Below are 24,538 nucleotides of genomic sequence, written 5' to 3' on the forward strand. Positions count from 1 at the left end.
TCAGCCGCCCGTCACCGGCGGAAAGAATGCGACCTCGCAGCCGTCGGTGATCCGCGTGCCGGCGTCTGTCATTTCGTGATTGCAGGCCATGCGCAGCGCGCGGCCTTCCGCGAGCGTGTCGGCCCACGCGCCGCCACGCATGCGCAGCCACGCGCGCACGTCGCCGACGGTCGTCACGCCGTCCGGCACGTCGGCCTGCTCGTCGGAAACGCCCAGCGCCTCGCGGACGCTCGCAAAGAATTTCAGTTGAATCTTCATGTCGAAAGGCGCCGCCCCGTCAGGACAGCAGTTCGGAAAACGGCAGGAAGCGGACGGTCTCGCCCGCGCTGATCGCATGGTGCGGCGGATTGTCGATCAGGCCGTCGCCCCACACCGTCGACGTCAGCACCGCCGAGCTCTGGTTCGGGAACAGGTCGAGGCCGCCCGCCGAGTTGATGCGCGCGCGCAGGAACTCGTTGCGCCGGTCGGACTTGCCCTGCGTGAAGTCGGCGCGCAGCGACAGCGCCCGCGGCGCGACGTCGCGCACGCCGGACAGGCGCAGCAGGAACGGCCGGACGAACAGCAGAAACGTGACGAAGCTCGACACCGGATTGCCGGGCAGCCCGATGAAATGCGCGTCGGGCCGGCTGTCGCCGCGCCGGATCGCACCGAACGCGAGCGGCTTGCCGGGCTTCATCGCGATCTGCCACAGCGCGAGCCGGCCTTCGGCTTCGACCGCGGGCTTCACGTGGTCCTCGTCGCCCACCGACACGCCGCCGCTCGTGAGGATCACGTCGTGGTCGCGCGCGGCCTCGCGCAGCGTGTCGCGGGTCGCGGCGAGCGAATCGGGCACGATCCCGTAATCGGTCACGTGGCAGCCGAGCCGCTCCAGCAGCCCGCGCAGCGTGAAGCGGTTCGAGTTGTAGATCGCGCCAGGCTTGAGCGGCTCGCCGGGCATCGTCAGCTCGTCGCCGGTGAAGAACACCGCGACCTTGATCCGCCGCGCGACCGACAACTGCGCGCAGCCGACCGACGCGGCAAGGCCCAGCGCCTGCGGCGTCAGCCGGGTGCCGGCGGGCAGGATCACCGCGCCGCGCCGGATGTCGGCGCCTTGCGCGGTGATCCATTCACCGGGCTTCGGCGTATGCAGGATCTCGACCGCGTCGGCGTCGGCTTCGGTCTGCTCCTGCATCACGACCGCGTCGGCGCCGGGCGGCACCGTCGCGCCGGTGAAGATGCGCGCCGCGGTGCCGGCCGCGAGGGGCGCTGCCGGATGGCCGGCGGGAATGCGCTGCGACACCGGCAGGCGCCGGTCGCCGTGCATCAGATCGGCAACGCGCACCGCATAGCCGTCCATCGCGCTGGTGTGCATCGGCGGCACGTCGAGCGTCGACTCGACGTCGGCGGCCAGCACGCGCCCGAGCGCATCGAGGGTGGCGACGGATTCGGCGCCTGCCAGCGGCGTCGCGGCGTCGAGCAGCGCGCCGAGCGCTTCGGCGGTCGACAGCATCGGCGCGCGCGGCGCCTCGGGATTCGGATTCGACATCGATTGAATCGGGGATCGTTGGGTGCAATACACCATTGTAGCGACGCCGCCGCATGGGCGCGCGATATGGCGGGCATGCGGGAACTGTGATCGGCGCGGATGCGTGGCGCTGGCGCTTGTTTCGCGCGGCGCCTGGCGGCAGGCACGGCCGGGCGCCGCCAAGCAAAACGGCCGGAACCCCGATCCGTTCGACGAATCGGCGTTCCGGCCGTCCGGCATTGCCGGGCGCTCGGCCCGGCAATGTATTACGCGCCCGTATGCGCGGCGATGAAATCCTTGACCTGCTGCGCGTCGGCCTTCACGACCTCGAAGCGCTGCGGCAGCGCCTCCAGCCCATCGAACGCGGCCGGCCGCTCCGGCTCGCGATCGAGCGCTTCGCGGATCGTCTCGCCGAACTTGATCGGCTGCGCCGTCTCGAGCACCACCATCGGCACGCCCGCATCGAGATGCTCGCGTGCGACCTTCACGCCGTCGGCGGTATGCGTATCGATCGTCGTCGCATAGCGCGCGAACACGTCGCGGATCGTCGCGATCCGGTCCGCATGGTTGCTGCTGCCCGACACGAACCCGAATTCCGCGACGCGCGCGAAATCGCCGCTCGCCGTCAGGTCGAAGCCGCCCTTTTCCTCGACGTCGCGGAACAGCTGCATCACGCGCGCCGGATCGCGGCCGAGCAGGTCGAACACGAAGCGCTCGAAGTTCGACGCCTTCGAGATGTCCATGCTCGGGCTGCTCGTGTGATACGTCTGCTCGGCGCTGCGCACGCGGTATGCGCCGGTGCGGAAGAACTCGTCGAGCACGTCGTTCTCGTTGGTCGCGACGACGAGCTTTGCGATCGGCAGGCCCATCATCCGCGCGATGTGGCCCGCGCATACGTTGCCGAAGTTGCCCGACGGCACCGTGAACGACACGCGCTCGTCGTTGCTCGTCGTCGCGGCGAAGTAGCCCTTGAAGTAGTAGACGACCTGCGCGACGACGCGCGCCCAGTTGATCGAGTTGACCGTGCCGATCTTGTGCTGCGCCTTGAACGCGTGATCGTTGGACACGGCCTTCACGATGTCCTGGCAGTCGTCGAACACGCCTTCGACCGCGAGGTTGAAGATGTTCGGATCCTGCAGGCTGAACATCTGGGCCGTCTGGAACGCGCTCATCTTCCTGTGCGGCGACAGCATGAACACGCGCACGCCGGCCTTGCCGCGCATCGCGTACTCGGCCGCGCTGCCGGTGTCGCCCGACGTCGCGCCGAGGATGTTCAGCGCCTGGCCGTGCTTCGCGAGCGTGTACTCGAACAGGTTGCCGAGCAGCTGCATCGCCATGTCCTTGAACGCGAGCGTCGGGCCGTTCGACAGCTCGAGCAGCGAGATCGGCGCGCCGTTCTCGGTGCCGAGCGTCTTCAGCGGCGTGATGTCGGCTGCGTTCTCGCCGTGGCGCGTATTGCGATAGACATCGGCCGTGTAGGTGCGGCGCGTGATCGCGCGCAGGTCGTCGGCCGGAATGTCGTCGCTGAACTTCGACAGGATCTCGAACGCGAGATCCGCATACGGCAGCGTGCGCCAGCGCGCGAGCTCGTCGGCGGACACCTGCGGATACTCGGCCGGCAGGTAGAGCCCGCCGTCCTTCGCGAGGCCGCCGAGCAGGATGTCGGAGAACGTGTGGCGCTCGCCGATGCCGGCGCCGCGCGTGGAGATGTAGTTCATGTCGCCCTCGATCCTCAGTTCAGCGCTTCCATGCGCAGCTTCGTCACCTTCGACACGACCGTCGCGAGATCCTCGATCCGCGCGATCGCCGCGTTGACGTTCTTCTCGACCGTCACGTGCGTGATCAGGATGATGTCGGTCTCGCCGTTCGCGTCGTCGACCTGCTCCGACTCCTTCTGCAGCAGCGCGTCGATCGAGATGCCCGAATCGGCGAGGATGCGCGTGATGTCCGCGAGCACGCCGGTCTGGTCGGCGACGCGCAGGCGCAGGTAGTAGCCGCTCGTCACTTCGTCGATCGGCAGGATCGGCGTGTTCGACAGGCTGTCCGGCTGGAACGCGAGATGCGGCACGCGATGCTCGGGGTCGGCCGTGTGCAGGCGCGTGACGTCGACGAGATCCGCGACGACCGCCGACGCGGTCGGCTCCGCGCCCGCGCCCTTGCCGTAGTACAGCGTCGTGCCGACCGCGTCGCCGTGCACGACGACCGCGTTCATCGCGCCCTCGACGTTCGCGAGCAGGCGCTTCTCCGGGATCAGCGTCGGGTGCACGCGCAGCTCGATGCCGTTTTCGGCGCGGCGCGTGATGCCGAGCAGCTTGATCCGGTAGCCGAGCTCTTCCGCGTAGCGGATGTCGGTCGCGTCGAGCTTGCTGATGCCCTCGACATACGCGCGGTCGAACTGCACCGGCACGCCGAACGCGATCGCGCTCATGATCGTCGCCTTGTGCGCGGCGTCGACGCCTTCGATGTCGAAGGTCGGGTCGGCTTCCGCATAGCCGAGCTCCTGCGCGGCCTTCAGCGCGGTCGCGAAGTCGAGGCCGCGGTCGCGCATTTCCGACAGGATGTAGTTGGTCGTGCCGTTGATGATGCCGGCGATGTACTGGATGCGGTTCGCGGTCAGGCCTTCGCGCAGCGCCTTGATGATCGGGATGCCGCCGGCGACGGCCGCCTCGAACGCGACCATCACGCCCTTCTCGCGCGCCGCCTCGAAGATCTCGGTGCCGTGCACCGCGAGGAGCGCCTTGTTCGCGGTCACGACGTGCTTGCCGTTCGCGATCGCGCGCAGCACGAGCTCGCGCGCGACGCCGGTGCCGCCGATCATCTCGGCGACGATCGCGATCGACGGATCGTCGACGACCGCGTTGAAGTCATCGGTGATCTGCGCGCTGCCGGCGTCGCCGCCGAGCGCGGCCTGGGCCTTGGCCGGGTTGCGCACCGCGATGCGGACCACCTCGATGCCGCGCCCCGCGCGTCGCTTGATTTCTTCCTGGTTGCGGCGCAGCACCTTGAAGGTGCCGCTGCCTACCGTGCCGAAGCCCAACAGGCCAACTTTGATCGGTTCCATGCTGCGTGTGATCGTGAGTAAAAGTTAAAAACGGATGGCGCGGTGTCGCCCGGCTCAGACCGAATGACGCTTGCGATAGCCGTCGAGGAAGCGCGCGATCCGGTCGATCGAATCGGTCAGGTCGTCGAGATTCGGCAGGAACACGACGCGGAAGTGATCCGGCGTCGGCCAGTTGAAGCCGGTGCCCTGCACGAGCAGCACGCGCTCCTCGAGCAGCAGGTCGAGAATGAACTGCTGGTCGTTCTGGATCGGATAGAGCTTCGGGTCGAGCCGCGGGAACATGTAGAGCGCGGCCTGCGGCTTCACGCAGGTCACGCCCGGAATCGACGTGAGCATGTCGTACGCGAGCTCGCGCTGCTTGTAGAGGCGCCCCGACGGCACGATCAGCTCGTTGATGCTCTGGTAGCCGCCGAGCGCCGTCTGGATCGCGAACTGCCCCGGCACGTTCGCGCACAGCCGCATCGACGACAGGATGCCGAGCCCCTCGAGATAGTCCTTCGCGCGCCGGCGGTTGTCGCCGCCCAGGCCCGACACGGCCATCCAGCCCGCGCGGTAGCCGCACGAGCGGTAGCTCTTCGACAGGCTGTTGAACGTGACGGTGATCACGTCCTCCGACAGCGCGCCCATCGCCGTGTGCTCGCGGCCGTCGTAGACGATCTTGTCGTAGACCTCGTCGGCGAACACGATCAGCCCGTGCCGGCGCGCGATCTCGAGCAGTTCGAGCAGCAATTCGTCCGAATAAAGCGCGCCCGTCGGGTTGTTCGGGTTGATCACGACGATCGCCTTCGTATTCGGCGTGATCTTGCGGCGGATGTCGTCGAGATCGGGCATCCAGTCGTTCTGCTCGTCGCAGACGTAGTGGACCGGCGTGCCGCCCGACAGGCTGACCGCGGCCGTCCACAGCGGGTAGTCGGGCGCCGGCAGCAGCACCTCGTCGCCGTCGTTCAGCAGCGCCTGGGTCGCCATCACGATCAGCTCGGACGCGCCGTTGCCGATGTAGATGTCGTCGAGGCCGACTCCGACCACGCCCTTCTGCTGCGTGTAGTGCATCACCGCCTTGCGCGCCGAGAACACGCCCTTCGAGTCCGAATAGCCCGACGACGTCGGCAGGTTGCGGATCATGTCCTGGATGATCTCGTCCGGCGCGTCGAAGCCGAACGGCGCAAGGTTGCCGATGTTCAGCTTGATGATGCGGTGGCCTTCTTCCTCGAGGCGCTTCGCATGCTCGAGCACCGGGCCACGGATGTCGTAGCAGACGTTGAGCAGCTTGTTCGATTTCTGGATCGGTTTCACGACGACACGGTTCCTGGATAATGCCTGGCGGCCTGGGGACGGGAATCGAAACTGGAGAGCGGCCGGTTTGTGCGCGCTGTCTAGGCTGGACGATTTGCGGCGGCCGGGCGCGGCTTGTGGCGACGCACGACGCGGATGCCGCCCGGGGGCGGCCAAAAAGTTATAATTTAGCGGATTTTGGCCGACTTTCGCAATGCACAAAGCCGCGCCGGGCCCGCGCCGTCGGGCGTCCCGCGCGCGCCGCGCTCGAAATCGGCCTGCCGGGCCCGCGCGGCCCGTCCGGGCCGCCTGATCCGGGAAGCCCCATCCAGGCGGCCCATCTGGACGGCCCCATCGAACACCTATCGGAACTGCGGACATACTGATTTGAAACTGCACCAGGACGCGAGCGGCGCGCTCAACACCGTTACCGGCTATGGCCCCGATTATGTCGACGTGAATCTCGAACGTCACGAACAAAGCGTCATCGTGCTGCCCGGCGGGCCGGTGCTCGCGTGGCCGGTGTCGTCGTTCGACGCGCTCGCGCCCGAGCATTTCGCGATGCTGCTCGAACCGGCGCCCGAGGTCGTGATCTTCGGCAGCGGCGCCCGCCTGCGCTTCCCGCATCCGCGCCTCGTCGCGGCGCTCACCGCGCGGCGCATCGGCGTCGAGACGATGGACTTCCAGGCCGCCTGCCGCACCTACAACATCCTGATGGCCGAAGGCCGCAAAGTCGCCGCCGCGCTCTTAATTGAACGTTAATCCCCGATGCGGTAAAACTCTCGCCGGCGTTCCGGGCCACGCCAGGCCGGGTCCGATCCCCGGTCCGGCGCATGCCCCGTCGCAAGCCGCCAGCGGCACATCACAACAACCAACAGGCTGAAACTTCCATGAACGATACGCCGTCGAGGCTACCGCTCAATCGCACCGCGCTCGCCCTCCTGATCCTCGCGCTCGCCGTCGTCTGGTTCGCGCCGCTCGGCCTGCGCCACCTGATTCCCAGCGACGAAGGCCGCTACGCCGAGATGGCGCGCGAGATGTTCGTCACCGGCGACTGGATCACGCCGCGCTACAACGGCTACAAGTACTTCGAGAAGCCGCCGCTGCAGACCTGGCTCAACGCGCTCACGTTCGCGTGGTTCGGCATCGGCGAGTGGCAGGCGCGCCTCTATACCGCGCTCGCGAGCTTCGCGGGCGTGCTGGTCGTCGGCTTCACCGGCGCGCGCCTGTTCAACCCGCTGTCCGGCTTCCTCGCGGCCGTCGTGCTCGCGAGCTCGCCGTACTGGAACCTGATGGGTCATTTCAACGCGCTCGACATGGGCCTGGCGCTCTGGATGACCATCACGCTCTGCGCGCTGCTGCTCGCGCAGCGACCCGGGCTGCGGCCCGCCGCCGCGCGCGGCTGGATGTGGGCGTGCTGGGCGTCGATGGCGCTCGCGGTGCTGTCCAAGGGCCTCGTCGGCCTGATCCTGCCCGGCGCCGTGCTGGTGCTCTATACGCTGATCGCGCGCGACTGGGCGTTGTGGAAGCGCCTGTACCTCGTCAGCGGGCTCGTGATCTTCTTCGCGATCGTCACGCCGTGGTTCGTGCTGGTCCAGCAGCGCAACCCGGAATTCTTCAATTTCTTCTTCATCGTCCAGCAGTTCCGCCGGTATCTGACCCCGGAACAGAATCGTCCCGGCCCCTTCTACTACTTCGTGCCGGTGCTGCTGGTCGGCTTCCTGCCGTGGCTGTCGGTCGCGTGGCAGAGCCTGCGCCATGCGCTGCGCATGCCGCGCCAGCCGAACGGCTTCGCGCCGATGCTCGTGCTGATGATCTGGAGCGCGTTCATTTTCCTGTTCTTCAGCGCGTCGCATTCGAAGCTGATCTCGTACGTGCTGCCGGTCGCGCCGGCGCTCGCGCTCATGATCGGCGCGTACCTGCCGCTCGTGCCGGCCGAGCGCTTTCGCCGCCACCTGCTCGGCTACCTCGTGTTCCTGGTCGTCGCGGCGTTCGGCATCATCTTCCTCGCCTACCAGGGCGATGCGCGCACGCCGAACGCGCAGTACCGCGCATTCCAGCTGTGGCTGTACGCGGGCCTCGCGGTCGCGGCCGCGCTGACGCTCGCCGCCGCGTGGCTCAACCGCCATGCGCGCGCCGGCGTCGCCGCCGCGATCACCGCGTTCGGCGCCGCGTGGCTTGCGTTCGGCACGATCGGCGGCACCGGCCACGACGAGTTCGGCCGCTACAGCTCGGGCGCGCTGCTCGCGCCCGCGGTGCGCGCCGAACTGGCGAAGCTGCCGGCCGACACGCCGTTCTACTCGATCGAAATGCTCGACCACACGTTCCCGTTCTACGTCGGCCACACGACGATCATGGTCGCGCGCACGGACGAGCTCGCATTCGGCATCTCGGTCGAGCCGGACAAGTGGATCCCGACCGTCGACGAGTGGATCGCCCGCTGGAACAAGGAGCGCTACGCGCTCGCGATCATGCCGGTGAACCGCTACGACGATCTCGCCAAGGCCGGCCTGCCGATGCGCGTGGTCGCGCGCGACAACCGCCGCGTGATCGTCGAAAAGCCGCAATCGTAAGGACGCCGCCCCATGAACCCGATCTCGCTCGTCTGCATCGTCACCGGCGTCATGCTCAACGCCTGCGCGCAACTGCTGCTCAAGGCCGGCGTCAACGCCGTTGGACACTTCGAATTCACCCGTGCGAACATCGTGCCCGTCGGCCTGAAGATCGCGACCCAGTTGCCGATCATCGGCGGCCTCGGGTGCTACGTGCTCAGCGTCGTCGTGTGGATCGTCGGGCTGTCGCGGGTCGACGTGTCGATCGCGTACCCGATGCTGTCGCTCGGCTACGTCGTCAACGCGTTCGCCGCGTGGTACCTGTTCGGCGAGGTGCTGTCCGTCCAGCGGCTCGTCGGCATCGGCATCATCCTGGTCGGGGTGTTCGTGCTCGCGCGCAGCTGAGCCGCCCGGCCGTTAAGCGCCTGCCTACAAAAAATCACGGTACGAATCCGTCAACCGGTGTTTAATGCCGGTTTCGGGCAAGCGCCCGACCCTTTTCACACGCCATTACGAGTCATGCGTTCATGAGCCAGACTACCGTTCCGTTCCTGCCGTTCACGCGCCCGGAAATCGACGAGGAAACGATCCAGGGCGTCGTCGAGGTGCTGCGCTCGGGCTGGATCACCACCGGCCCGCAGAACCAGCGCTTCGAGGCCGCGCTGTCCGAGTACTTCGGCGGCCGCCCGGTGCGCGCGTTCAATTCGGGCACCTGCACGCTCGAGATCGGCCTGCGCATCGCCGGCGTCGGCCCCGGCGACGAGGTGATCACGTCGCCCGCGTCCTGGGTGTCGACCAGCAACGTGATCCTCGAGACCGGCGCGACGCCGGTGTTCGCCGACATCGACCCGGCCACCCGCAACATCGACCTCGACCTGCTCGAAAAGGCGATCACGCCGCGCACGAAGGCGATCATCCCGGTCTACCTGGCCGGCCTGCCGGTCGACATGGACCGCCTGTACGCGATCGCGCGCGCGCACAAGCTGCGCGTGATCGAGGACGCCGCGCAGGCGCTCGGCTCGACGTGGCGCGGCCAGCGCATCGGCGCGATCGGCGACATCGTGTCGTTCAGCTTCCATGCGAACAAGAACCTGACGACGATCGAAGGCGGCGCGCTCGTGCTCAACAACGAGGACGAGGCCATCCTCGCGCAGAAGTACCGGCTGCAGGGCATCACGCGCACCGGCTTCGACGGGATGGACTGCGACGTGCTCGGCGGCAAGTACAACCTGACCGACGTCGCCGCACGCGTCGGCCTCGGCCAGCTGCCGCACCTCGCGCGCTTCACCGCGCAGCGCCATGCGCTCGCCCGCGCGTACTTCGCCGCCTTCGAAGGCGGCGCGGCCGCGAAGCTCGGCCTCGGCCTGCCGCTCGCCGAATTCGAGCACGGCAACTGGCACATGTTCCTCGTCACGCTGCCGCTCGAGCGGCTGACGATCACCCGCGCCGAGTTCATGGCGCAGATGAAGGAGCGCGGCATCGGCACCGGGATCCACTACCCGGCCATCCATCTTTTCTCGCTGTACCGCGCGCGCGGCTTCAAGGAGGGCATGTTCCCCCATGCCGAACGGTACGGCGCGTCGACCGTCACGCTGCCCCTCTTCACGCAGATGACGGAAGGCGACGTGCGTCGCGTCGTCGACGCGATCAACCAGATTTGCGAACAATACGGAAAGTAAGCCTACATGAGTCACCTTGAAGCACGCGCCGGGCATCCGGGCGCCGGACGTCCGGGCGCAGCCAACCCGGAAGTATCGGTCGTCATTCCCGTGTACAACGAGGAAGACGGCCTCGCGGCGCTCTTCGCGCGGCTGTATCCGGCGCTCGACGCGCTCGGCACGTCGTACGAAGTGATCCTGATCAACGACGGCAGCCGCGACCGCTCGGCCGCCATGCTCGCGGACCAGTTCCACGTGCGCCCCGACACGACGCGCGTCGTGCTGCTGAACGGCAACTACGGCCAGCACATGGCGATCCTGGCCGGCTTCGCGCAGTCGCGCGGCGAGATCGTCGTCACGCTCGACGCCGACCTGCAGAACCCGCCGGAGGAAATCGGCAAGCTGATCGCGAAGATGCACGAGGGCTACGACTACGTCGGCTCGATCCGCCAGCAGCGCCAGGACAGCCTGTGGCGACGCAAGGCGTCGGCGATGATGAACCGGCTGCGCGAGCGCATCACGCGCATCAAGATGACCGACCAGGGCTGCATGCTGCGCGCGTACAGCCGCCGCATCATCGACACGATCAACGTGTGCGGCGAGGTCAACACGTTCATTCCGGCGCTCGCCTACACGTTCGCGCAGAAGCCGACCGAAGTCGAGGTCGCGCACGAGGAGCGCTTCGCGGGCGAATCGAAGTACTCGCTGTACAGCCTGATCCGCCTGAATTTCGACCTCGTGACCGGCTTCTCGGTCGTGCCGCTGCAATGGCTGTCGTTCATCGGCGTGATCCTGTCGCTCGGCTCCGCCGCGCTGTTCGTGCTGCTGCTCGTGCGGCGCTTCATCGTCGGCGCGGAAGTGCAAGGCGTGTTCACGCTGTTCGCGATCACGTTCTTCCTGCTCGGCGTGATCATCTTCGCGCTCGGCCTGCTCGGCGAGTACATCGGCCGCATCTACCAGCAGGTGCGCGCGCGGCCGCGCTACCTGATCCAGACCGTGCTCGAGCGGCACGGCAACGTGCAGGATGCGCCGGCCGGCGAAGGCCGCCAGGAGGTCGCGCGATGAAGCCGCGCGCCGTCGTCTTCGCCTATCACAACGTCGGCGTGCGCTGCCTGCAGGTGCTGCTCGCGCGCGGCGTCGACGTCGCGCTGGTCGTCACGCACGAGGACAACCCGAACGAGAACATCTGGTTCGGCAGCGTCGCGTCGGTCGCGGCCGCGCACGGCATCCCGGTCGTCACGCCGGCCGACCCGGCGGACCCCGCGTTGCGCCGCGCGCTCGCCGATGCGCGGCCGGACTTCATCTTCTCGTTCTATTACCGGCACATGCTGCCCGTCGACCTGCTCGCCGTCGCGCCGCGCGGCGCGTACAACATGCACGGGTCGCTGCTGCCGAAATACCGGGGTCGGGTGCCGACCAACTGGGCGGTGCTCAACGGCGAGACCGAAACCGGCGCGACGCTGCACGAAATGGCCGCGAAGCCCGACGCGGGCGCGATCATCGGCCAGACCGCGGTGCCGATCCTGCCGGACGACACGGCCGCGCAGGTGTTCGACAAGGTCACGGTGGCCGCCGAGCAGACGCTCTGGCGCGTGCTCCCCGCGCTGCTCGCGGGCGAGGCGCCGCACCTGCCGAACGATCTCGCGGCCGGCAGCTACTTCGGCGGGCGCAAGCCCGAGGACGGCCGGATCGACTGGTCGAAGCCCGCCGCGCAAGTCTATAACCTGATCCGCGCGGTCGCGCCCCCGTATCCGGGCGCGTTCACCGACCTGAACGGCGCGCGCTTCGTGGTCGCGCGCGCGCGCGTCGCGGCGCCCGGCAGCCCGGCCGCCGCGGCGGCGGCGGATTTGCCGCCCGGCCTGCACGTAAGCGATAATGCGCTATTCGGCGTCTGCGGCGACAGCCGCGCCATATCCATTCTCGAGCTGTGGCAACAGCGCGACGGCAGCGAAACCGTCGTGACGCCCGCGGAATTCGCGCAGTTCATTCATTCTTCCCGTCATTCATGAAAGCAAAAAAAGTCCTGATCCTGGGTGTGAACGGCTTCATCGGCCATCACCTGTCGAAACGCATTCTTGAAACCACCGATTGGGAAGTGTTCGGCATGGACATGCAGACCGATCGGCTCGGCGATCTCGTCAACCACGAGCGGATGCATTTCTTCGAGGGCGACATCACGATCAACAAGGAGTGGGTCGAGTATCACGTGAAGAAGTGCGACGTGATCCTGCCGCTCGTCGCGATCGCGACGCCCGCGACCTACGTGCAGCAGCCGCTGCGCGTGTTCGAGCTCGACTTCGAGGCGAACCTGCCGATCGTGCGTTCGGCCGTGAAGTACGGCAAGCACCTCGTGTTCCCGTCGACCTCCGAGGTCTACGGGATGTGCACGGACGAGCAGTTCGACCCGGACAACTCGGCCCTCACCTACGGCCCGATCAACAAGCCGCGCTGGATCTACGCGTGCTCGAAGCAGCTGATGGACCGCGTGATCTGGGGCTACGGGATGGAAGGCCTGAACTTCACGCTGTTCCGCCCGTTCAACTGGATCGGCCCGGGCCTCGACTCGATCTACACGCCGAAGGAAGGCAGCTCGCGCGTCGTCACGCAGTTCCTCGGCCACATCGTGCGCGGCGAGAACATCAGCCTCGTCGACGGCGGCTCGCAGAAGCGCGCGTTCACCGACATCGACGACGGCATCAGCGCGCTGATGAAGATCATCGAGAACCCGAACGGCGTTGCGTCGGGCAAGATCTACAACATCGGGAATCCGAAGAATAACTTCTCGGTGCGCGAACTCGCGCACAAGATGCTCGAGCTCGCCGCCGAGTTCCCCGAGTACGCCGATTCCGCGAAGAACGTGAATCTCGTCGAGACCACGTCGGGCGCGTACTACGGCAAGGGCTACCAGGACGTGCAGAACCGCGTGCCGAAGATCGACAACACGATGCAGGAGCTCGGCTGGGCGCCGCAATCGACGTTCGACGAAGCGCTGCGCAAGATCTTCGAGGCGTACCGCGGCCACGTCGCCGACGCACGCGCGCTCGTCGAGCAGCAAGGCTGAAGCGGGACGCACGCTTGGCTCGCATCGTCCTCAAGATCGACGTCGACACGCTGCGCGGCACGCGCGAAGGCGTGCCGAACCTCGCGCGCATCTTCGACCGCTTCAGCGCGCGCGCGACCTTCCTCTTCAGCCTCGGGCCCGACCATACCGGCTGGGCGCTGCGGCGCGTGTTCCGCCCCGGGTTCCTGAAGAAGGTGTCGCGCACGTCGGTGGTCGAGCATTACGGCGTGAAGCAGCTGATGTACGGCGTGCTGCTGCCGGGCCCCGACATCGGCCGCCGCGCGATCGCCGACATGCGCGCGATCCACGAGGCCGGCTTCGAATGCGGGATCCACACGTGGGATCACGTGTACTGGCAGGACAACGTGCGCGTGCGCGACCGCGACTGGACTGCGCGTGAGATGCAGAAAAGCCACGCGCGCTTCGTCGAGATCTTCGGCGCGCCGCCCGTCACGCACGGCGCGGCGGGCTGGCAGATGAACGACGCGGCATTCGAGCAGATCGACGCGTGGGGCATGCGCTATGCGTCCGACGGCCGCGGCCATTCGCCGTACCTGCCGGTCGTCGGCGGCAGGACGCTCGCGCACGTGCAGATGCCGACGACGCTGCCGACGCTCGACGAAGTGCTCGGCATCGACGGCGTCGATACGCACAACGTCGCCGCGCATATCCTCAAGTTCACCGAAACCAATCCGCACGACCAGGTCTTCACGCTGCATGCGGAGCTGGAAGGCCAGAAGCTTGCGCCGGTGTTCGAGCAGCTGCTCGCCGGCTGGCGTGCGCAAGGCCATACGTTCGCGACGATGGGCGACTATCACGCGACGCTGGACCGCGACACGCTGCCATCGTACCCTGTCACGTGGGGCGAGATTCCGGGCCGGTCGGGCGAGCTGATCGTCCAGCCCGACTGACCCACGCGGGCAGGCGACGCCATGCGCCTGCCCGTCGGCGCGTCCTTCCCTGCGCGCCGACGCAATCGCGTCGGCGCATAACGCGCCGTCACCCACGCGCGCCGTTGCCAAGGCGCCCTCCCATAACAACAGGAGAAACACGTGTCCGTCGAAGTTGACCGTCAAGTTCCCGATTTCACCGCACCGGCCACCGGCGGCGATCTTTCGCTGTCCGACCTGCGGGGCAAGAAGCTCGTGCTGTATTTCTATCCGAAGGACAACACGCCCGGCTGCACGACCGAGGGGCTGCAGTTCCGCGATCTCTATCCGAAGTTCAAGAAGGCCGGCGCGGAAATCGTCGGCGTGTCGCGCGACAGCCTGCGCTCGCATGACAATTTCAAGGCAAAGCTCGAGCTGCCGTTCGCATTGATTTCCGATGCCGACGAAGCGCTGTGCACGCTGTTCGATGTCATCAAGATGAAGAAAATGTATGGCAAGGAAGTGCGCGGCATCGAGCGCTCGACGTTCCTGATCGACGCCGACGGCGTGCTTCGCCAGGCATGGCGCGGCATCAAGGTGCCGGGTCACGTGGACGACGTGCTAGGTGCTGTACAAGCGCTTTGAGGCGCGTTATATTGGGCCGCAATGAATGCCAGTCCGCCCCATATTTCTCGTAGCTGCGCCGGTGCTCGTAGCAATGCTTTCCGGCACCTGACGCGCATCACGACGGTATCAGCCGAGCCGCATGTCCCGGTCGACGGGGCAGCGGCTTTTTTTATGGTCTGCGCGCCGGCACTCGGTCCGGCCCTTCACCCGTCAAGGAGTTGACCGACACTTAGGCGAACCGGCTAAACGAAATTCATGTGCGCCACCGCGCGCAAACCGCACGCGTGTTCGTCACGCAGCAGGATGCGATCAGCGGCGCACCCCAGCGACACGATTCCTCCCGAGGGACACCATGCCTTTGCCTACCCCCCCCAGCAAGCTCGGCAGCCTGCTGCCGCCCGACGAATACAAGGCGAAAGCGCGGCCGACGAAAGCCGCAAAGAAATCCGCCGAAGGGGACGTTTCCACGGCCGCTGACTACGGCCCGGCTAGCGTGGCCCAACCGATGACGCCAGCCGCCAACACCGCCGCACAGCTGCGTGCGGTCGCGTCGGCGCCGGAAGCCGCGAGCGCGCCCGCGCGCAGCCGCAAGACCAAGCAGACGGCCGCGCTGCTGCAGCCCGTGCCGGCGCCCGCGGAGCCCGCCGCGCCGCTCGCGCGCGCAGAGAAACCCGCCGCCGCAAAACCGGCCGCGGCCGCCGCGAGAGAAGCCGGCGCGGCAACCAGGTCGCGCGGCCGCAAGGCCGCCGAGGCCGAGATGCAGAAGCTGTTCGTGCTCGACACGAACGTGCTGATGCACGACCCGAGCAGCCTCTTCCGCTTCGAGGAACACGACGTCTATCTGCCGATGATGACGCTCGAGGAACTCGACAATCACAAGAAGGGGATGTCGGAAGTCGCGCGCAACGCGCGCCAGGTGAGCCGCACGCTCGATGCGCTCGTCGCCGACGCGGGCCCGATCACGAACGGCATTCCGCTGGCGCGCCTCGGCAGCCGCGAAGCGCTCGGCCGCCTGTACTTCCAGACGACGCTCACCAACATTCCGCCCGTCGAAGGCCTGCCGCAAGGCAAGGCCGACAACCAGATCCTCGGCGTCGTGCGCGCGCTGCAGCGCGACCGGCCGGACCGCCAGGTCGTGCTGGTGTCGAAAGACATCAACATGCGGATCAAGGCGCATGCGCTCGGCCTGCCCGCGGAAGACTACTTCAACGACCAGGTGCTCGAGGACAAGGATCTCCTCTACACCGGCGTGCGCGAGCTGCCGCAGGATTTCTGGACCCGGCACGCGAAGGGCATGGAAAGCTGGCAGGACACGAAGACGGGCACCACGTACTACCGCGTGACCGGCCCGCTCGTCACGTCGATGCTGGTCAACGAGTTCGTCTATCTCGAGCCGCAGAACGGCGAGCCGACGTTCCATGCGCTGGTGCGCGAACTGAACGGCAAGACGGCGCTCCTGCAGACGCTGCGCGACTACAGCCACCACAAGAACAACGTGTGGGGGATCACCGCGCGCAACCGCGAGCAGAACTTCGCGCTGAACCTGCTGATGAATCCGGAGATCGACTTCGTCACGCTGCTCGGCCAGGCCGGCACCGGCAAGACGCTCGTCGCGCTCGCGGCGGGCCTTGCGCAGGTGCTCGACGACAAGCGCTACAACGAGATCATCGTGACGCGCGCGACCGTGCCGGTCGGCGAGGACATCGGCTTCCTGCCCGGCACCGAGGAAGAGAAGATGCAGCCGTGGATGGGCGCATTCGACGACAACCTCGAGGTGCTGCAGAAGACCGACGACGCAGCCGGCGAATGGGGCCGCGCGGCGACGCAGGAACTGATCCGCTCGCGCCTGAAGGTCAAGAGCATGAACTTCATGCGCGGCCGCACGTTCGTCGACAAGTACCTGATCATCGACGAGGCGCAGAACCTGACGCCGAAGCAGATGAAGACGCTCGTCACGCGCGCGGGCCCCGGCACGAAGATCGTCTGCCTCGGCAACATCGCGCAGATCGATACGCCGTACCTGACGGAAGGCAGCTCGGGCCTCACCTATGTCGTCGACCGCTTCAAGGGCTGGGGACACAGCGGCCACGTGACGCTCGCGCGCGGCGAACGCTCGCGGCTCGCCGACTACGCGTCCGACATCCTGTAACGCAGCCTGCCGGCCGATTCAGGCCGGTTCGCGAAAGCACACGGCGCTCCCGAAACGGAGCGCCGTTTTTCTTTTTGGGGTCGAAGCCAGTGCTTGACTGTGTCACGCAACCACGACGCATTACGCGCGAAACTTCAAGTAAATTCTCAAGAATTGTTGCCTAAGCCCCGTCGGAGCGACTACCATCGGGTCTGTCTGTTGTCATACGATTGTCGAGCGCGCCGCGCTCGCCCGCCTGTCATGCTTCGAATCTGGCTTCCCGTCGCCGTCGTCTCGCTGCTTGCGGCCTGTTCCAGCGTGCCGCCGCAGTCGGCTTCGCGCTCGTCGGGCATGAAGATCACGACGCCCCGCGCCTTCGCCCCGCCCGCCAATTTCCCGAAATTCGTCGACCACAGCGTCGGCCAGGAAGAAATCTCGATCCAGGCGATGAGCCTCGTCGGCGTCCCGTACCGCTGGGGCGGCAATACGCCGGACAGCGGCTTCGACTGCAGCGGGCTCGTGCGCTACGTGGTCGGTCGCGCAGTGGACGTGAACCTGCCGCGCACGACCGCCGACATGAGCAGCCGCGGCATGTCGATCGACCCCGAACAGGTCGCGCCGGGCGACCTGATCTTCTTCAACACGACCGGCCGGCCGCACTCGCACGTCGGCATCTATGTCGGCAAGCTGCGCTTCGTCAACGCGCCGTCGACCGGCGGCACCGTGCGGCTCGACTACCTGACGAACCCGTACTGGGCGAAGCGCTTCGACGGGATTCGCCGCGTCGCGCCGCCGAAGTCGCAACCGACGCCGTTCGATGCGCCGACTTATGAAGCGCGTCGCGACGACGTGCCGCGTGTGCAGCCGGCGGCGCCCGCGCCTGTCGTAACGGCAGCAGCGCCGCGGCAGCCCGCTTCTGCGGCTGCGCAGCCGAGCGTGTCGCCGGCGCCGGCGCCGATCGTGCCTGTCGCAACAGCCGCGTCGGCGGCGCCTGCCGATGCGTACGAACCGCCGCCGCCGCGCATGGCCGTGGCCCAGCAACAGGCGGCATCCGTGGGCGGCGGCGCCGCCCAGACGGCAAACGCGGCGCCGGTTGGCGCACCGGAAGTCGGCACGCCGATTCCGACGACGGCGCTGACGGCCGCCGAGGCCGCCGCATTCGATGCGGAACCGCCGCCCGCCGCCGCGCCCCGTCAAGCGCGCGTCGCCGAGTCCGGCGCCGTGCAGGTGCTGCGCGCGTCGACGCGATCCGCGCCCGTCGGCGCGCGCACCGGCACGGCCGATGATCCGATTGCACGGTTCGCCAACGGAAATGATTGATTCGCGCGGCGTTGGCGCCGCGCTGCGTTCTCATTGCGGGCAAGCTCCGCCTGATTGCGCTCCGCACTTGCGGAGATAGGCACATCGAACGGCAAACGGTCGCCGTAGCTCGACTCGACACCCCGTCCTTTTCCCGCACACTCGGCATTCCAGCCCGCCCGACCAAACAAATCTATGGTCAGCCCGATTTTTGCAAGCGAGGCAGTGTTGACCTAAAGTGGACTTGCTCGAATCTATCCGGGGTCGCGGATGGGAATGATCCCGCCCCATGATGGGAGCCGCGCCGGGCAAACCTCAAAAAGCGCTCAGCATCGAGATGCTGTTTTTGTTGTCAGGTTACTTGCCCGGCCGTTGAGTCGTTTATGCCTTCACGTATCTCGCGTCGCAAAACCAGGTGTGACGACTGAAGCCGTAAGCGATCGGAAGCGTCAGGCCGCAAGAGCCGCCGGCGCGCTTCTGTAGTGTGTCCCTTTGGCGAGGATGGCCCACGCGATCCTCGCCAATTTATTGGCCAGCGCGCAAGCCACTACGTTCGAGTGCCGTCGCGCCAACAGGCTGCGGACCCAGGTGCCCAAGGAATCCGTTCGGCGCTCGATACCCAGCATGATGACCCGCGCGCATTGCACCAGCAGCCGTCGCAGTTCCTTGTCGCCGCGCTTGCTGATGCCCAGTAGCGTTGGTTTGCCGCCGGTGCTGTACTGTCGAGGCACCAGACCGATCGAAGCGGCAAACTGCCTTGCCGAACCATATTGATGGGCGTCGCCCAATTCCGACATCAACACGCTGGCGGTGATTGGCCCGATGCCGGGAATCTCCAGCAGCCGTTCGCTGCGCTCGTCCTCGTGCAATTGCGTGAGCAGCTCGTGTTCGAGCTGGCCGATCTGCTCGTCCAGATACTTGAAATGCGCCTGCAGCCGTTCGAGCACGGCCACCAGCCTGGGCGGCAACGCTTGCGTCTCCAGTACGGCCGGCAGTCTGCGGATCACCGCCATGCCACGCGGCAGGCTGATACCGAACTCCAGCAGAAATGCGTGAATCTGGTTGATCGTACCGGTGCGCTCCCGCACCAGCGCCTCGCGCACGCGGTGCAAGGCTGATACGACCTGCTGCGCTTCGTTACGCGGACTCACGAAGCGCATGCTCGGGCGCGAAGCGGCTTCACAGATCGCCTGCGCATCCGCGAAGTCGTTCTTGTTGCCTTGCCGGAACGGCTTGACGAAGTGGGGAGAAATTAGCTTGGCCTCGTGGCCCAGCGCTTGAAGTCGGCGGGCGATCCAGTGAGCACCGGCGCAGGCCTCCATGACCACGGTACAACTCGGAAAATTGCCCAGCAGCGCGAACATCTGGCTGCGCGTGAGCTTCTTGCGGAACACCATCCTGCCTGACGCGTCTTGCGCATGCAGGTGGAAGCAGTGCTTGCCCAGATCGATGCCGACTAGCGATACCGTGTCCATGATGGCCCTCCAGAAGGACAAAATCCTCACTCAGCGTAGTCCGCTGGGTGAGGATCGGGCTGACCATCCTATTAAGCGCCGCAGCCTGTCGGCATGCGGCGCTTTCGACGTGAAGCGTCCTTCGGGTGCGATCAGAAGATCCGATGGCCGAGCCACCAGCCGCCCGCCGCGAACAGCGCGGACGCCGGCAGCGTCAGCACCCACGCCCACACGATGTTGCCGGCGACTCCCCAGCGCACGGCCGACAGCTTCTGCGTCGCGCCGACGCCGACGATCGCGCCGGTGATCGTATGGGTCGTCGACACCGGAATGCCGAGGAACGACGCGATGAACAGCGTCATTGCGCCGCCCGTCTCCGCGCAGAACCCGCCGACCGGCTTCAGCTTGGTGATCTTCTGGCCCATCGTGCGCACGATCCGCCAGCCGCCGAACAGCGTGCCGAGGCCCATCGACAGGTAGCACGCACCGATCACCCATGCCGGCGGCGCGTCGGCGCCCGCCGACGCGTAGCCGGTCGCGATCAGCAGCATCCAGATGATGCCGATCGTCTTCTGCGCGTCGTTGCCGCCGTGGCCGAGGCTGTACAGCCCGGCCGACAGCAGCTGCAGGCGACGGAACCGCCGGTCGACCTTGCTCGGCGCGGTGCGGAAGTACAGCCACGACACGCCGAGCATGAACAGCGAGCCGAGGATGAAGCCGAGCAGCGGCGAGATGAAGATGAACGCGATCGTCTTCATCAGCCCGTCGATGTTCAGCGATCCCCAGCCCGACTTCGCGAGCGCCGAGCCGACGAGGCCGCCGATCAGCGCGTGCGACGAGCTCGACGGGATCCCGTAGTACCAGGTGATCACGTTCCAGGCGATCGCGCCGACGAGCGCGCCGAACACGACATAGTGGTCGACGATCCCGGGATCGATCGTGCCTTTGCCGACGGTCTGCGCGACCTTCAGGTGGAAGATGAAATACGCGATGACGTTGAACGCGGCGGCAAATGCCACCGCCTGCTGCGGCTTCAGCACCCCGGTGGACACGACGGTGGCGATCGAGTTCGCCGCGTCGTGGAAGCCGTTCATGAAGTCGAATACGAGCGCGACGAGCACCAGCGCCGCGACCATCCATAGGGCAAGTTGTATCGAATGCATCGTGTTCCGCTCAGGCGTTTTCCAGCACGATGCCTTCGATGATGTTCGCGACGTCCTCGCATTTGTCGGTGATCTCTTCGAGCAGCTCGTAGATCGCCTTCAGCTTGATGAGGTTCTTCACGTCGTTCTCTTCGCGGAACAGCTTCGACATCGCCGCACGCAGCACGCGGTCCGCCTCCGACTCCCAGCGGTCGATCTCCTCGCACGCCTTGAGGATCTGCGCGGACTGCTTCATGTCCGACAGCAGCGCGACGGCCTGCTGCACGTGCTGCGCCGACTGCGTGACGATATGCGCGAGCTGGCTCGCCTCGGACGTCACCGCCTGCACATCGTACAGCGACACGGCGGTCGCGACGTCCTCCATCAGGTCGAGGATGTCGTCCATCGTCGTGATCAGCTTGTGGATCTCGTCGCGGTCGAGCGGCGTGATGAACGTCTTGTGGAGCAGATCGATCGCTTCGTGCGTCAGCTTGTCAGCGGCCTTCTCGGCCAGCTGCACGTTCTGCTTGTGAATCTCGGCGTCGGCGAGATTGTCGATCAGCAGTTCGAGTTCGCGGCCACCGGAAACGATGTACTTCGCGTGCGCGTTGAAGATTTCGAAGAACTTGCCCTCGGTGGGCATGAATCGACCGAACATGGAATTCCTGAAAGATGGTCAAACGGCTGTCACAAAAATCGGCGACATTGTACCGTTTCCCGTCCGGCGCGCACATGAAGCGTGCGCGCGCACCGAGACGGGATACAACGTTTCGTGAAATAGGGGTTTACAAGCGGCGTTACTCGCCGTAGAAGTTCTGTGCACCTGCAAAGTTGTCGAACTTCGTGTATTGCCCCAGGAACGTGAGTCGAACGGGCCCGATCGGGCCGTTACGCTGCTTGCCGATGATGATTTCGGCAGTGCCCTTGTCGGGGCTGTCCGGGTTGTAGACTTCGTCCCGGTAGATGAACAGGATCACGTCAGCGTCCTGTTCGATTGCGCCCGATTCCCGCAGGTCCGACATCACCGGACGCTTGTTCGGACGCTGTTCGAGGCCGCGGTTGAGCTGCGACAGCGCGATCACCGGCACGTCCAGCTCCTTCGCGAGACTCTTCAGCGAGCGGGAGATTTCCGAGATTTCGGTCGCGCGGTTCTCGCCCTGCGACGAGCCCGTCATCAGCTGCAGGTAGTCGACGATGATGAGGCCGAGCTTGCCGCACTGGCGCGCGAGCCGGCGCGCCCGCGAACGCAATTCCATCGGGTTCAGGCCGCCCGTCTCGTCGATGAACAGCTGTGCCTCGCTCATCTTCTGCACCGCGTGGGTCAGCTTCGGCCAATCCTCGTCGGTCAGCCGCCCGGTCCGCATCCGGTGCTGGTCGAGCCGCCCGACCGAACCGAGCATACGCATCACGAGCTGCGTGCCCGGCATTTCCATCGAGAACACCGCGACCGGCAGCCCGTACTCGACCGCGACGTATTCGCCGATGTTCATCGAGAAGGCCGTTTTACCCATCGACGGGCGGCCGGCGACGATGATCAGCTCGCCGCCGTGCATCCCCGACGTCATCCGGTCGAGGTCGACGAAGCCCGTCGGCGTGCCGGTGACGTCGCTCGGATTCGCGGTGTGATACAGCGTGTCGATGCGCTCGACGACCTGCGTGAGCAGCGGCCCGATCTCGAGGAAGCCCTGGTTGCCGCGCGCGCCCTCTTCGGCGATCGAGAACACCTTCGCCTCCGCCGCGTCGAGCAGCTGGCGGACTTCCTTGCCCTGCGGGTTGAACGCATCGGCGGAAATCTCGTCGGCCACCGACACGAGCCGGCGCAGCACCGCGCGGTCGCGCACGATTTCCGCATAGCGGCGGATGTTCGCGGCGCTCGGCGTATTCTGCGCAAGCGCGTTCAGGTACGCGAGCCCGCCGACGTCGTCCGCCTTGCCCGACGTGGTCAGCGCTTCGTACACGGTCACCACGTCGGCCGGACGCGTCGACGCAATCAGCCTGCCGATGTGCTCGAAGATGATCCGGTGGTCGTAGCGGTAGAAATCGCCCTGCGACAGATAGTCGGCGATCCGGTCCCACGCCGCATTGTCGAGCAACAGGCCGCCCAGCACCGACTGCTCGGCTTCGACCGAGTGCGGCGGGACTTTCAGCGATTCGATTTGAGGATCTTGCGGCGCGTTCATGGGTTGGGATTATCGCGAATTGGGCGCGGAGATGCCAGCGCGGCCGCCGGCTGCCGGGCAACAAAAAAGGCAGGCCCCGGTTGCCCGGGCACCTGCCCTTCATCCGGGCGGCGGGAGCCGCCCGGCGAGACTGCCTGTCGCTTACGCGTGGTCGCCGATCACGTTGATCGTGACGTCGACGACGACGTCCGTGTGCAGCGCGACCTGAACGCCGTGCTCGCCGATCATCTTCAGCGGGCCTTCCGGCATGCGAACCTGCGCCTTCTCGACGTCGTAGCCTGCCTTCTTCAGCAGTTCAGCCACGTCACCGTTCGTGACCGAGCCGAACAGACGGCCGTCGACGCCCGACTTCTGCGTGATTTCGAACGACTGGCCTGCCAGCTTCTCGCCGACTGCCTGCGAAGCCGCCAGCTTTTCAGCGGCGACCTTTTCCAGCTCTGCGCGACGCACTTCGAATTCAGCGATCGCTTCCTTCGTTGCACGGCGAGCCTTGCGGTTCGGGATCAGGAAGTTGCGAGCGTAACCGTCCTTGACCTTGACGATGTCGCCGAGGTTGCCCAGATTGGCGACTTTTTCCAACAGAATGATTTGCATTCGAATTCTCCTTATTGCGTCGCCTGATTACGCCTTGTGCTGATCGGTGTACGGCAGCAGCGCGAGGAAACGCGCGCGCTTGATCGCCGTGTCCAGCTGACGCTGATAGTGCGCCTTCGTGCCCGTCAGGCGAGCCGGCGTGATCTTGCCGTTTTCGCCGATGAAGTCCTTCAGCGTTTCCGTGTCCTTGTAGTCGATCTGCTCGACGCCGGCCGCGGTGAAACGGCAGAACTTCTTGCGCTTGAAGAGCGGGTTTTGTTGCTGACGACGCTTGTCGAATTTCTTACCAGTGGGGCGGGCCATGTTCAGTCCTTTCCAATGTCCTGCAATGCTGTGATGTGAAACACCAAGGTGCGCGCGTTGCGGCTTTTCTTCGCCAGGAAGCCCGTGAACAGCGTCTCGACGCCCATTTCACAGCCTTCCAGCCTGCCGCTCGCCTCGCCGGCCGCCACCGCCTCGATCGTCATCTCGACCTGACGGGGAATGCCTGCCTCGACGACTTCCGCGCGGTGCTGCAACGTGGCGCTTGCGATCGGAACGCCGGCGGGCGTGTACCGCACCGCTGCGCGCTCGACGACGCTCGCCGTCAATTGCAACCTGTTCACGTGAGTCGCGTGCTCCTTGATGGCTTAAAGGTGACGAGCTTAAGCCTGCGCTTCGGTCGGCTGAGCAGCAGCCGCCTTCTTGGCTTCTTCGCGCTGAACTTCCTTCATCATCGGCGACGGGCCGGTCTCGGCCTTCTTCATCTTGACGATGAGGTGACGCAGCACGGCATCGTTGAACTTGAACGCGTGTTCGAGTTCGTCGAGCGTCGTCTGGTCGCACTCGATGTTCATGCAGACGTAGTGAGCCTTCGCGAGTTTCTCGATCATGTAGGCCAGCTGGCGACGGCCCCAGTCTTCGACACGGTGGATCTGGCCGCCGTGCGACGTGATCGTGGTCTTGTAACGCTCGATCATCGCGGGCACTTGCTCGCTCTGATCGGGGTGCACGATGAAGACGATTTCGTAATGACGCATTACACACTCCTTGTGGATTGAAGCCACCCGGGCGTCTGAACCGGTGTGGCAAGTGAGAAGCCAGAGATTTTAACCCGGATATGGGTCGCATGCAAGGCGAACCGTTGATTCGCCGCGC

General features: G+C 66.2%; 24 protein-coding genes. 11 read left to right on the forward strand and 13 right to left on the reverse strand.

Translation table 11 applies throughout. The features are described from left to right. From moaD to KY49_RS08590, 5 genes are all read right to left on the reverse strand, one after another. On the reverse strand, positions 1 to 258 hold the full coding sequence (gene moaD, locus KY49_RS08570; RefSeq protein WP_010092214.1) for a molybdopterin converting factor subunit 1: 258 nt from the start codon (positions 256 to 258) through the stop codon (positions 1 to 3). 19 nt (positions 259 to 277) lie between these two features. After that, on the reverse strand, positions 278 to 1,525 hold the full coding sequence (locus KY49_RS08575) for a molybdopterin molybdotransferase MoeA (RefSeq protein ID WP_042584178.1): 1,248 nt from the start codon (positions 1,523 to 1,525) through the stop codon (positions 278 to 280). A 245-nt stretch (positions 1,526 to 1,770) separates the two neighbouring features. After that, positions 1,771 to 3,222 carry a threonine synthase gene (thrC, locus tag KY49_RS08580; protein ID WP_042584179.1) on the reverse strand — a complete coding sequence of 484 codons (1,452 nt, stop codon included), beginning with the start codon at positions 3,220 to 3,222 and terminating at the stop codon, positions 1,771 to 1,773. Positions 3,223 to 3,236: 14 nt separating this feature from the next. Beyond that, the gene (locus KY49_RS08585) at positions 3,237 to 4,565 is read right to left on the reverse strand and encodes a homoserine dehydrogenase (protein WP_042584180.1); all 1,329 of its coding nucleotides are present in this window, start codon (positions 4,563 to 4,565) and stop codon (positions 3,237 to 3,239) included. Positions 4,566 to 4,619: 54 nt separating this feature from the next. Next, a complete protein-coding gene (locus tag KY49_RS08590; RefSeq protein ID WP_042584181.1) occupies positions 4,620 to 5,858 on the reverse strand; it encodes a pyridoxal phosphate-dependent aminotransferase in 1,239 nt (412 codons plus the stop codon). A gap of 366 nt (positions 5,859 to 6,224) precedes the next feature. On the opposite strand from KY49_RS08590, the gene KY49_RS08595 reads away from it, so the two are divergent. The 11 genes from KY49_RS08595 to KY49_RS08645 all read left to right on the forward strand — a co-directional run bounded on the left by KY49_RS08595 (position 6,225) and on the right by KY49_RS08645 (position 18,052). Continuing rightward, the gene (locus KY49_RS08595; protein ID WP_042584182.1) at positions 6,225 to 6,599 is read left to right on the forward strand and encodes an Mth938-like domain-containing protein; all 375 of its coding nucleotides are present in this window, start codon (positions 6,225 to 6,227) and stop codon (positions 6,597 to 6,599) included. Positions 6,600 to 6,727: 128 nt separating this feature from the next. Continuing rightward, the gene (locus KY49_RS08600) at positions 6,728 to 8,410 is read left to right on the forward strand and encodes a glycosyltransferase family 39 protein (RefSeq protein WP_042584183.1); all 1,683 of its coding nucleotides are present in this window, start codon (positions 6,728 to 6,730) and stop codon (positions 8,408 to 8,410) included. A gap of 12 nt (positions 8,411 to 8,422) precedes the next feature. Next, entirely contained in the window at positions 8,423 to 8,794 is a 372-nt protein-coding gene (locus KY49_RS08605; RefSeq protein ID WP_010092207.1) for an EamA family transporter, read from the forward strand. A 122-nt stretch (positions 8,795 to 8,916) separates the two neighbouring features. Further along, a complete protein-coding gene (locus KY49_RS08610) occupies positions 8,917 to 10,068 on the forward strand; it encodes a DegT/DnrJ/EryC1/StrS family aminotransferase (protein ID WP_042584184.1) in 1,152 nt (383 codons plus the stop codon). 6 nt (positions 10,069 to 10,074) lie between these two features. After that, complete coding sequence (locus KY49_RS08615; RefSeq protein WP_029226520.1) at positions 10,075 to 11,112, forward strand: glycosyltransferase; 1,038 nt, start codon at positions 10,075 to 10,077, stop codon at positions 11,110 to 11,112. Further along, entirely contained in the window at positions 11,109 to 12,056 is a 948-nt protein-coding gene (locus KY49_RS08620) for a formyltransferase (RefSeq protein ID WP_042584185.1), read from the forward strand. Before KY49_RS08615 ends, KY49_RS08620 begins: the two co-directional genes overlap by 4 nt. Continuing rightward, the gene (locus tag KY49_RS08625) at positions 12,053 to 13,108 is read left to right on the forward strand and encodes a bifunctional UDP-4-keto-pentose/UDP-xylose synthase (RefSeq protein ID WP_059527577.1); all 1,056 of its coding nucleotides are present in this window, start codon (positions 12,053 to 12,055) and stop codon (positions 13,106 to 13,108) included. The genes KY49_RS08620 and KY49_RS08625 overlap by 4 nt, the downstream gene beginning before the upstream one ends. A gap of 14 nt (positions 13,109 to 13,122) precedes the next feature. Then, positions 13,123 to 14,019: a polysaccharide deacetylase family protein gene (locus KY49_RS08630; RefSeq protein ID WP_042584186.1), complete on the forward strand. Its 897-nt coding sequence runs from the start codon at positions 13,123 to 13,125 to the stop codon at positions 14,017 to 14,019. 141 nt (positions 14,020 to 14,160) lie between these two features. Next, positions 14,161 to 14,622: a peroxiredoxin gene (locus KY49_RS08635; RefSeq protein ID WP_010092200.1), complete on the forward strand. Its 462-nt coding sequence runs from the start codon at positions 14,161 to 14,163 to the stop codon at positions 14,620 to 14,622. A 334-nt stretch (positions 14,623 to 14,956) separates the two neighbouring features. Beyond that, complete coding sequence (locus KY49_RS08640) at positions 14,957 to 16,753, forward strand: PhoH family protein (protein ID WP_042584187.1); 1,797 nt, start codon at positions 14,957 to 14,959, stop codon at positions 16,751 to 16,753. 240 nt (positions 16,754 to 16,993) lie between these two features. Beyond that, positions 16,994 to 18,052, forward strand: a complete 1,059-nt coding sequence (locus KY49_RS08645; RefSeq protein ID WP_042584188.1) for a C40 family peptidase — start codon at positions 16,994 to 16,996, stop codon at positions 18,050 to 18,052. Between the two features lie 428 nt (positions 18,053 to 18,480). On the opposite strand, the gene KY49_RS08650 is transcribed toward KY49_RS08645, so the two are convergent. From KY49_RS08650 to rpsF, 8 genes are all read right to left on the reverse strand, one after another. Further along, the gene (locus tag KY49_RS08650; RefSeq protein WP_042584526.1) at positions 18,481 to 19,506 is read right to left on the reverse strand and encodes an IS110 family transposase; all 1,026 of its coding nucleotides are present in this window, start codon (positions 19,504 to 19,506) and stop codon (positions 18,481 to 18,483) included. A gap of 131 nt (positions 19,507 to 19,637) precedes the next feature. Then, positions 19,638 to 20,648 (reverse strand): inorganic phosphate transporter, encoded by a 1,011-nt coding sequence (locus KY49_RS08655; RefSeq protein WP_042584189.1) that lies wholly within the window; start codon positions 20,646 to 20,648, stop codon positions 19,638 to 19,640. Between the two features lie 10 nt (positions 20,649 to 20,658). Then, on the reverse strand, positions 20,659 to 21,285 hold the full coding sequence (locus KY49_RS08660; protein WP_010092194.1) for a DUF47 domain-containing protein: 627 nt from the start codon (positions 21,283 to 21,285) through the stop codon (positions 20,659 to 20,661). A 139-nt stretch (positions 21,286 to 21,424) separates the two neighbouring features. After that, positions 21,425 to 22,807, reverse strand: coding sequence for a replicative DNA helicase (locus KY49_RS08665; RefSeq protein WP_010092193.1), 1,383 nt, complete (start codon positions 22,805 to 22,807; stop codon positions 21,425 to 21,427). 141 nt (positions 22,808 to 22,948) lie between these two features. Continuing rightward, the gene (rplI, locus tag KY49_RS08670) at positions 22,949 to 23,401 is read right to left on the reverse strand and encodes a 50S ribosomal protein L9 (RefSeq protein WP_010092192.1); all 453 of its coding nucleotides are present in this window, start codon (positions 23,399 to 23,401) and stop codon (positions 22,949 to 22,951) included. A gap of 27 nt (positions 23,402 to 23,428) precedes the next feature. Then, positions 23,429 to 23,704, reverse strand: coding sequence for a 30S ribosomal protein S18 (gene rpsR, locus KY49_RS08675; protein WP_004193360.1), 276 nt, complete (start codon positions 23,702 to 23,704; stop codon positions 23,429 to 23,431). A 2-nt stretch (positions 23,705 to 23,706) separates the two neighbouring features. Beyond that, complete coding sequence (gene priB / locus KY49_RS08680) at positions 23,707 to 24,006, reverse strand: primosomal replication protein N (protein WP_042584190.1); 300 nt, start codon at positions 24,004 to 24,006, stop codon at positions 23,707 to 23,709. A 39-nt stretch (positions 24,007 to 24,045) separates the two neighbouring features. Continuing rightward, the gene (gene rpsF, locus KY49_RS08685; RefSeq protein WP_006402295.1) at positions 24,046 to 24,420 is read right to left on the reverse strand and encodes a 30S ribosomal protein S6; all 375 of its coding nucleotides are present in this window, start codon (positions 24,418 to 24,420) and stop codon (positions 24,046 to 24,048) included. Between the last annotated feature and the right edge of the window lie 118 nt (positions 24,421 to 24,538).

Origin of the sequence: Burkholderia sp. MSHR3999, assembly GCF_000833595.1 — a bacterium.
Classification (GTDB): Bacteria; Pseudomonadota; Gammaproteobacteria; order Burkholderiales; family Burkholderiaceae; genus Burkholderia; species Burkholderia ubonensis.

Excerpts from the sequence above, each read along its gene's own strand:
- KY49_RS08650 (WP_042584526.1), bottom strand. The coding sequence starts at position 19,506 with ATGGACACGGTATCGCTAGTCGGCATCGATCTGGGCAAGCACTGCTTC.
- KY49_RS08655 (WP_042584189.1), bottom strand. The coding sequence starts at position 20,648 with ATGCATTCGATACAACTTGCCCTATGGATGGTCGCGGCGCTGGTGCTC.
- KY49_RS08575 (WP_042584178.1), bottom strand. The coding sequence starts at position 1,525 with ATGTCGAATCCGAATCCCGAGGCGCCGCGCGCGCCGATGCTGTCGACC.
- KY49_RS08615 (WP_029226520.1), top strand. The coding sequence starts at position 10,075 with ATGAGTCACCTTGAAGCACGCGCCGGGCATCCGGGCGCCGGACGTCCG.
- moaD (WP_010092214.1), bottom strand. The coding sequence starts at position 258 with ATGAAGATTCAACTGAAATTCTTTGCGAGCGTCCGCGAGGCGCTGGGC.
- thrC (WP_042584179.1), bottom strand. The coding sequence starts at position 3,222 with ATGAACTACATCTCCACGCGCGGCGCCGGCATCGGCGAGCGCCACACG.
- KY49_RS08660 (WP_010092194.1), bottom strand. The coding sequence starts at position 21,285 with ATGTTCGGTCGATTCATGCCCACCGAGGGCAAGTTCTTCGAAATCTTC.
- KY49_RS08665 (WP_010092193.1), bottom strand. The coding sequence starts at position 22,807 with ATGAACGCGCCGCAAGATCCTCAAATCGAATCGCTGAAAGTCCCGCCG.
- rplI (WP_010092192.1), bottom strand. The coding sequence starts at position 23,401 with ATGCAAATCATTCTGTTGGAAAAAGTCGCCAATCTGGGCAACCTCGGC.
- KY49_RS08600 (WP_042584183.1), top strand. The coding sequence starts at position 6,728 with ATGAACGATACGCCGTCGAGGCTACCGCTCAATCGCACCGCGCTCGCC.
- KY49_RS08610 (WP_042584184.1), top strand. The coding sequence starts at position 8,917 with ATGAGCCAGACTACCGTTCCGTTCCTGCCGTTCACGCGCCCGGAAATC.
- rpsR (WP_004193360.1), bottom strand. The coding sequence starts at position 23,704 with ATGGCCCGCCCCACTGGTAAGAAATTCGACAAGCGTCGTCAGCAACAA.
- KY49_RS08585 (WP_042584180.1), bottom strand. The coding sequence starts at position 4,565 with ATGGAACCGATCAAAGTTGGCCTGTTGGGCTTCGGCACGGTAGGCAGC.
- KY49_RS08640 (WP_042584187.1), top strand. The coding sequence starts at position 14,957 with ATGCCTTTGCCTACCCCCCCCAGCAAGCTCGGCAGCCTGCTGCCGCCC.
- KY49_RS08605 (WP_010092207.1), top strand. The coding sequence starts at position 8,423 with ATGAACCCGATCTCGCTCGTCTGCATCGTCACCGGCGTCATGCTCAAC.
- KY49_RS08645 (WP_042584188.1), top strand. The coding sequence starts at position 16,994 with ATGCTTCGAATCTGGCTTCCCGTCGCCGTCGTCTCGCTGCTTGCGGCC.
- KY49_RS08620 (WP_042584185.1), top strand. The coding sequence starts at position 11,109 with ATGAAGCCGCGCGCCGTCGTCTTCGCCTATCACAACGTCGGCGTGCGC.
- rpsF (WP_006402295.1), bottom strand. The coding sequence starts at position 24,420 with ATGCGTCATTACGAAATCGTCTTCATCGTGCACCCCGATCAGAGCGAG.
- KY49_RS08625 (WP_059527577.1), top strand. The coding sequence starts at position 12,053 with ATGAAAGCAAAAAAAGTCCTGATCCTGGGTGTGAACGGCTTCATCGGC.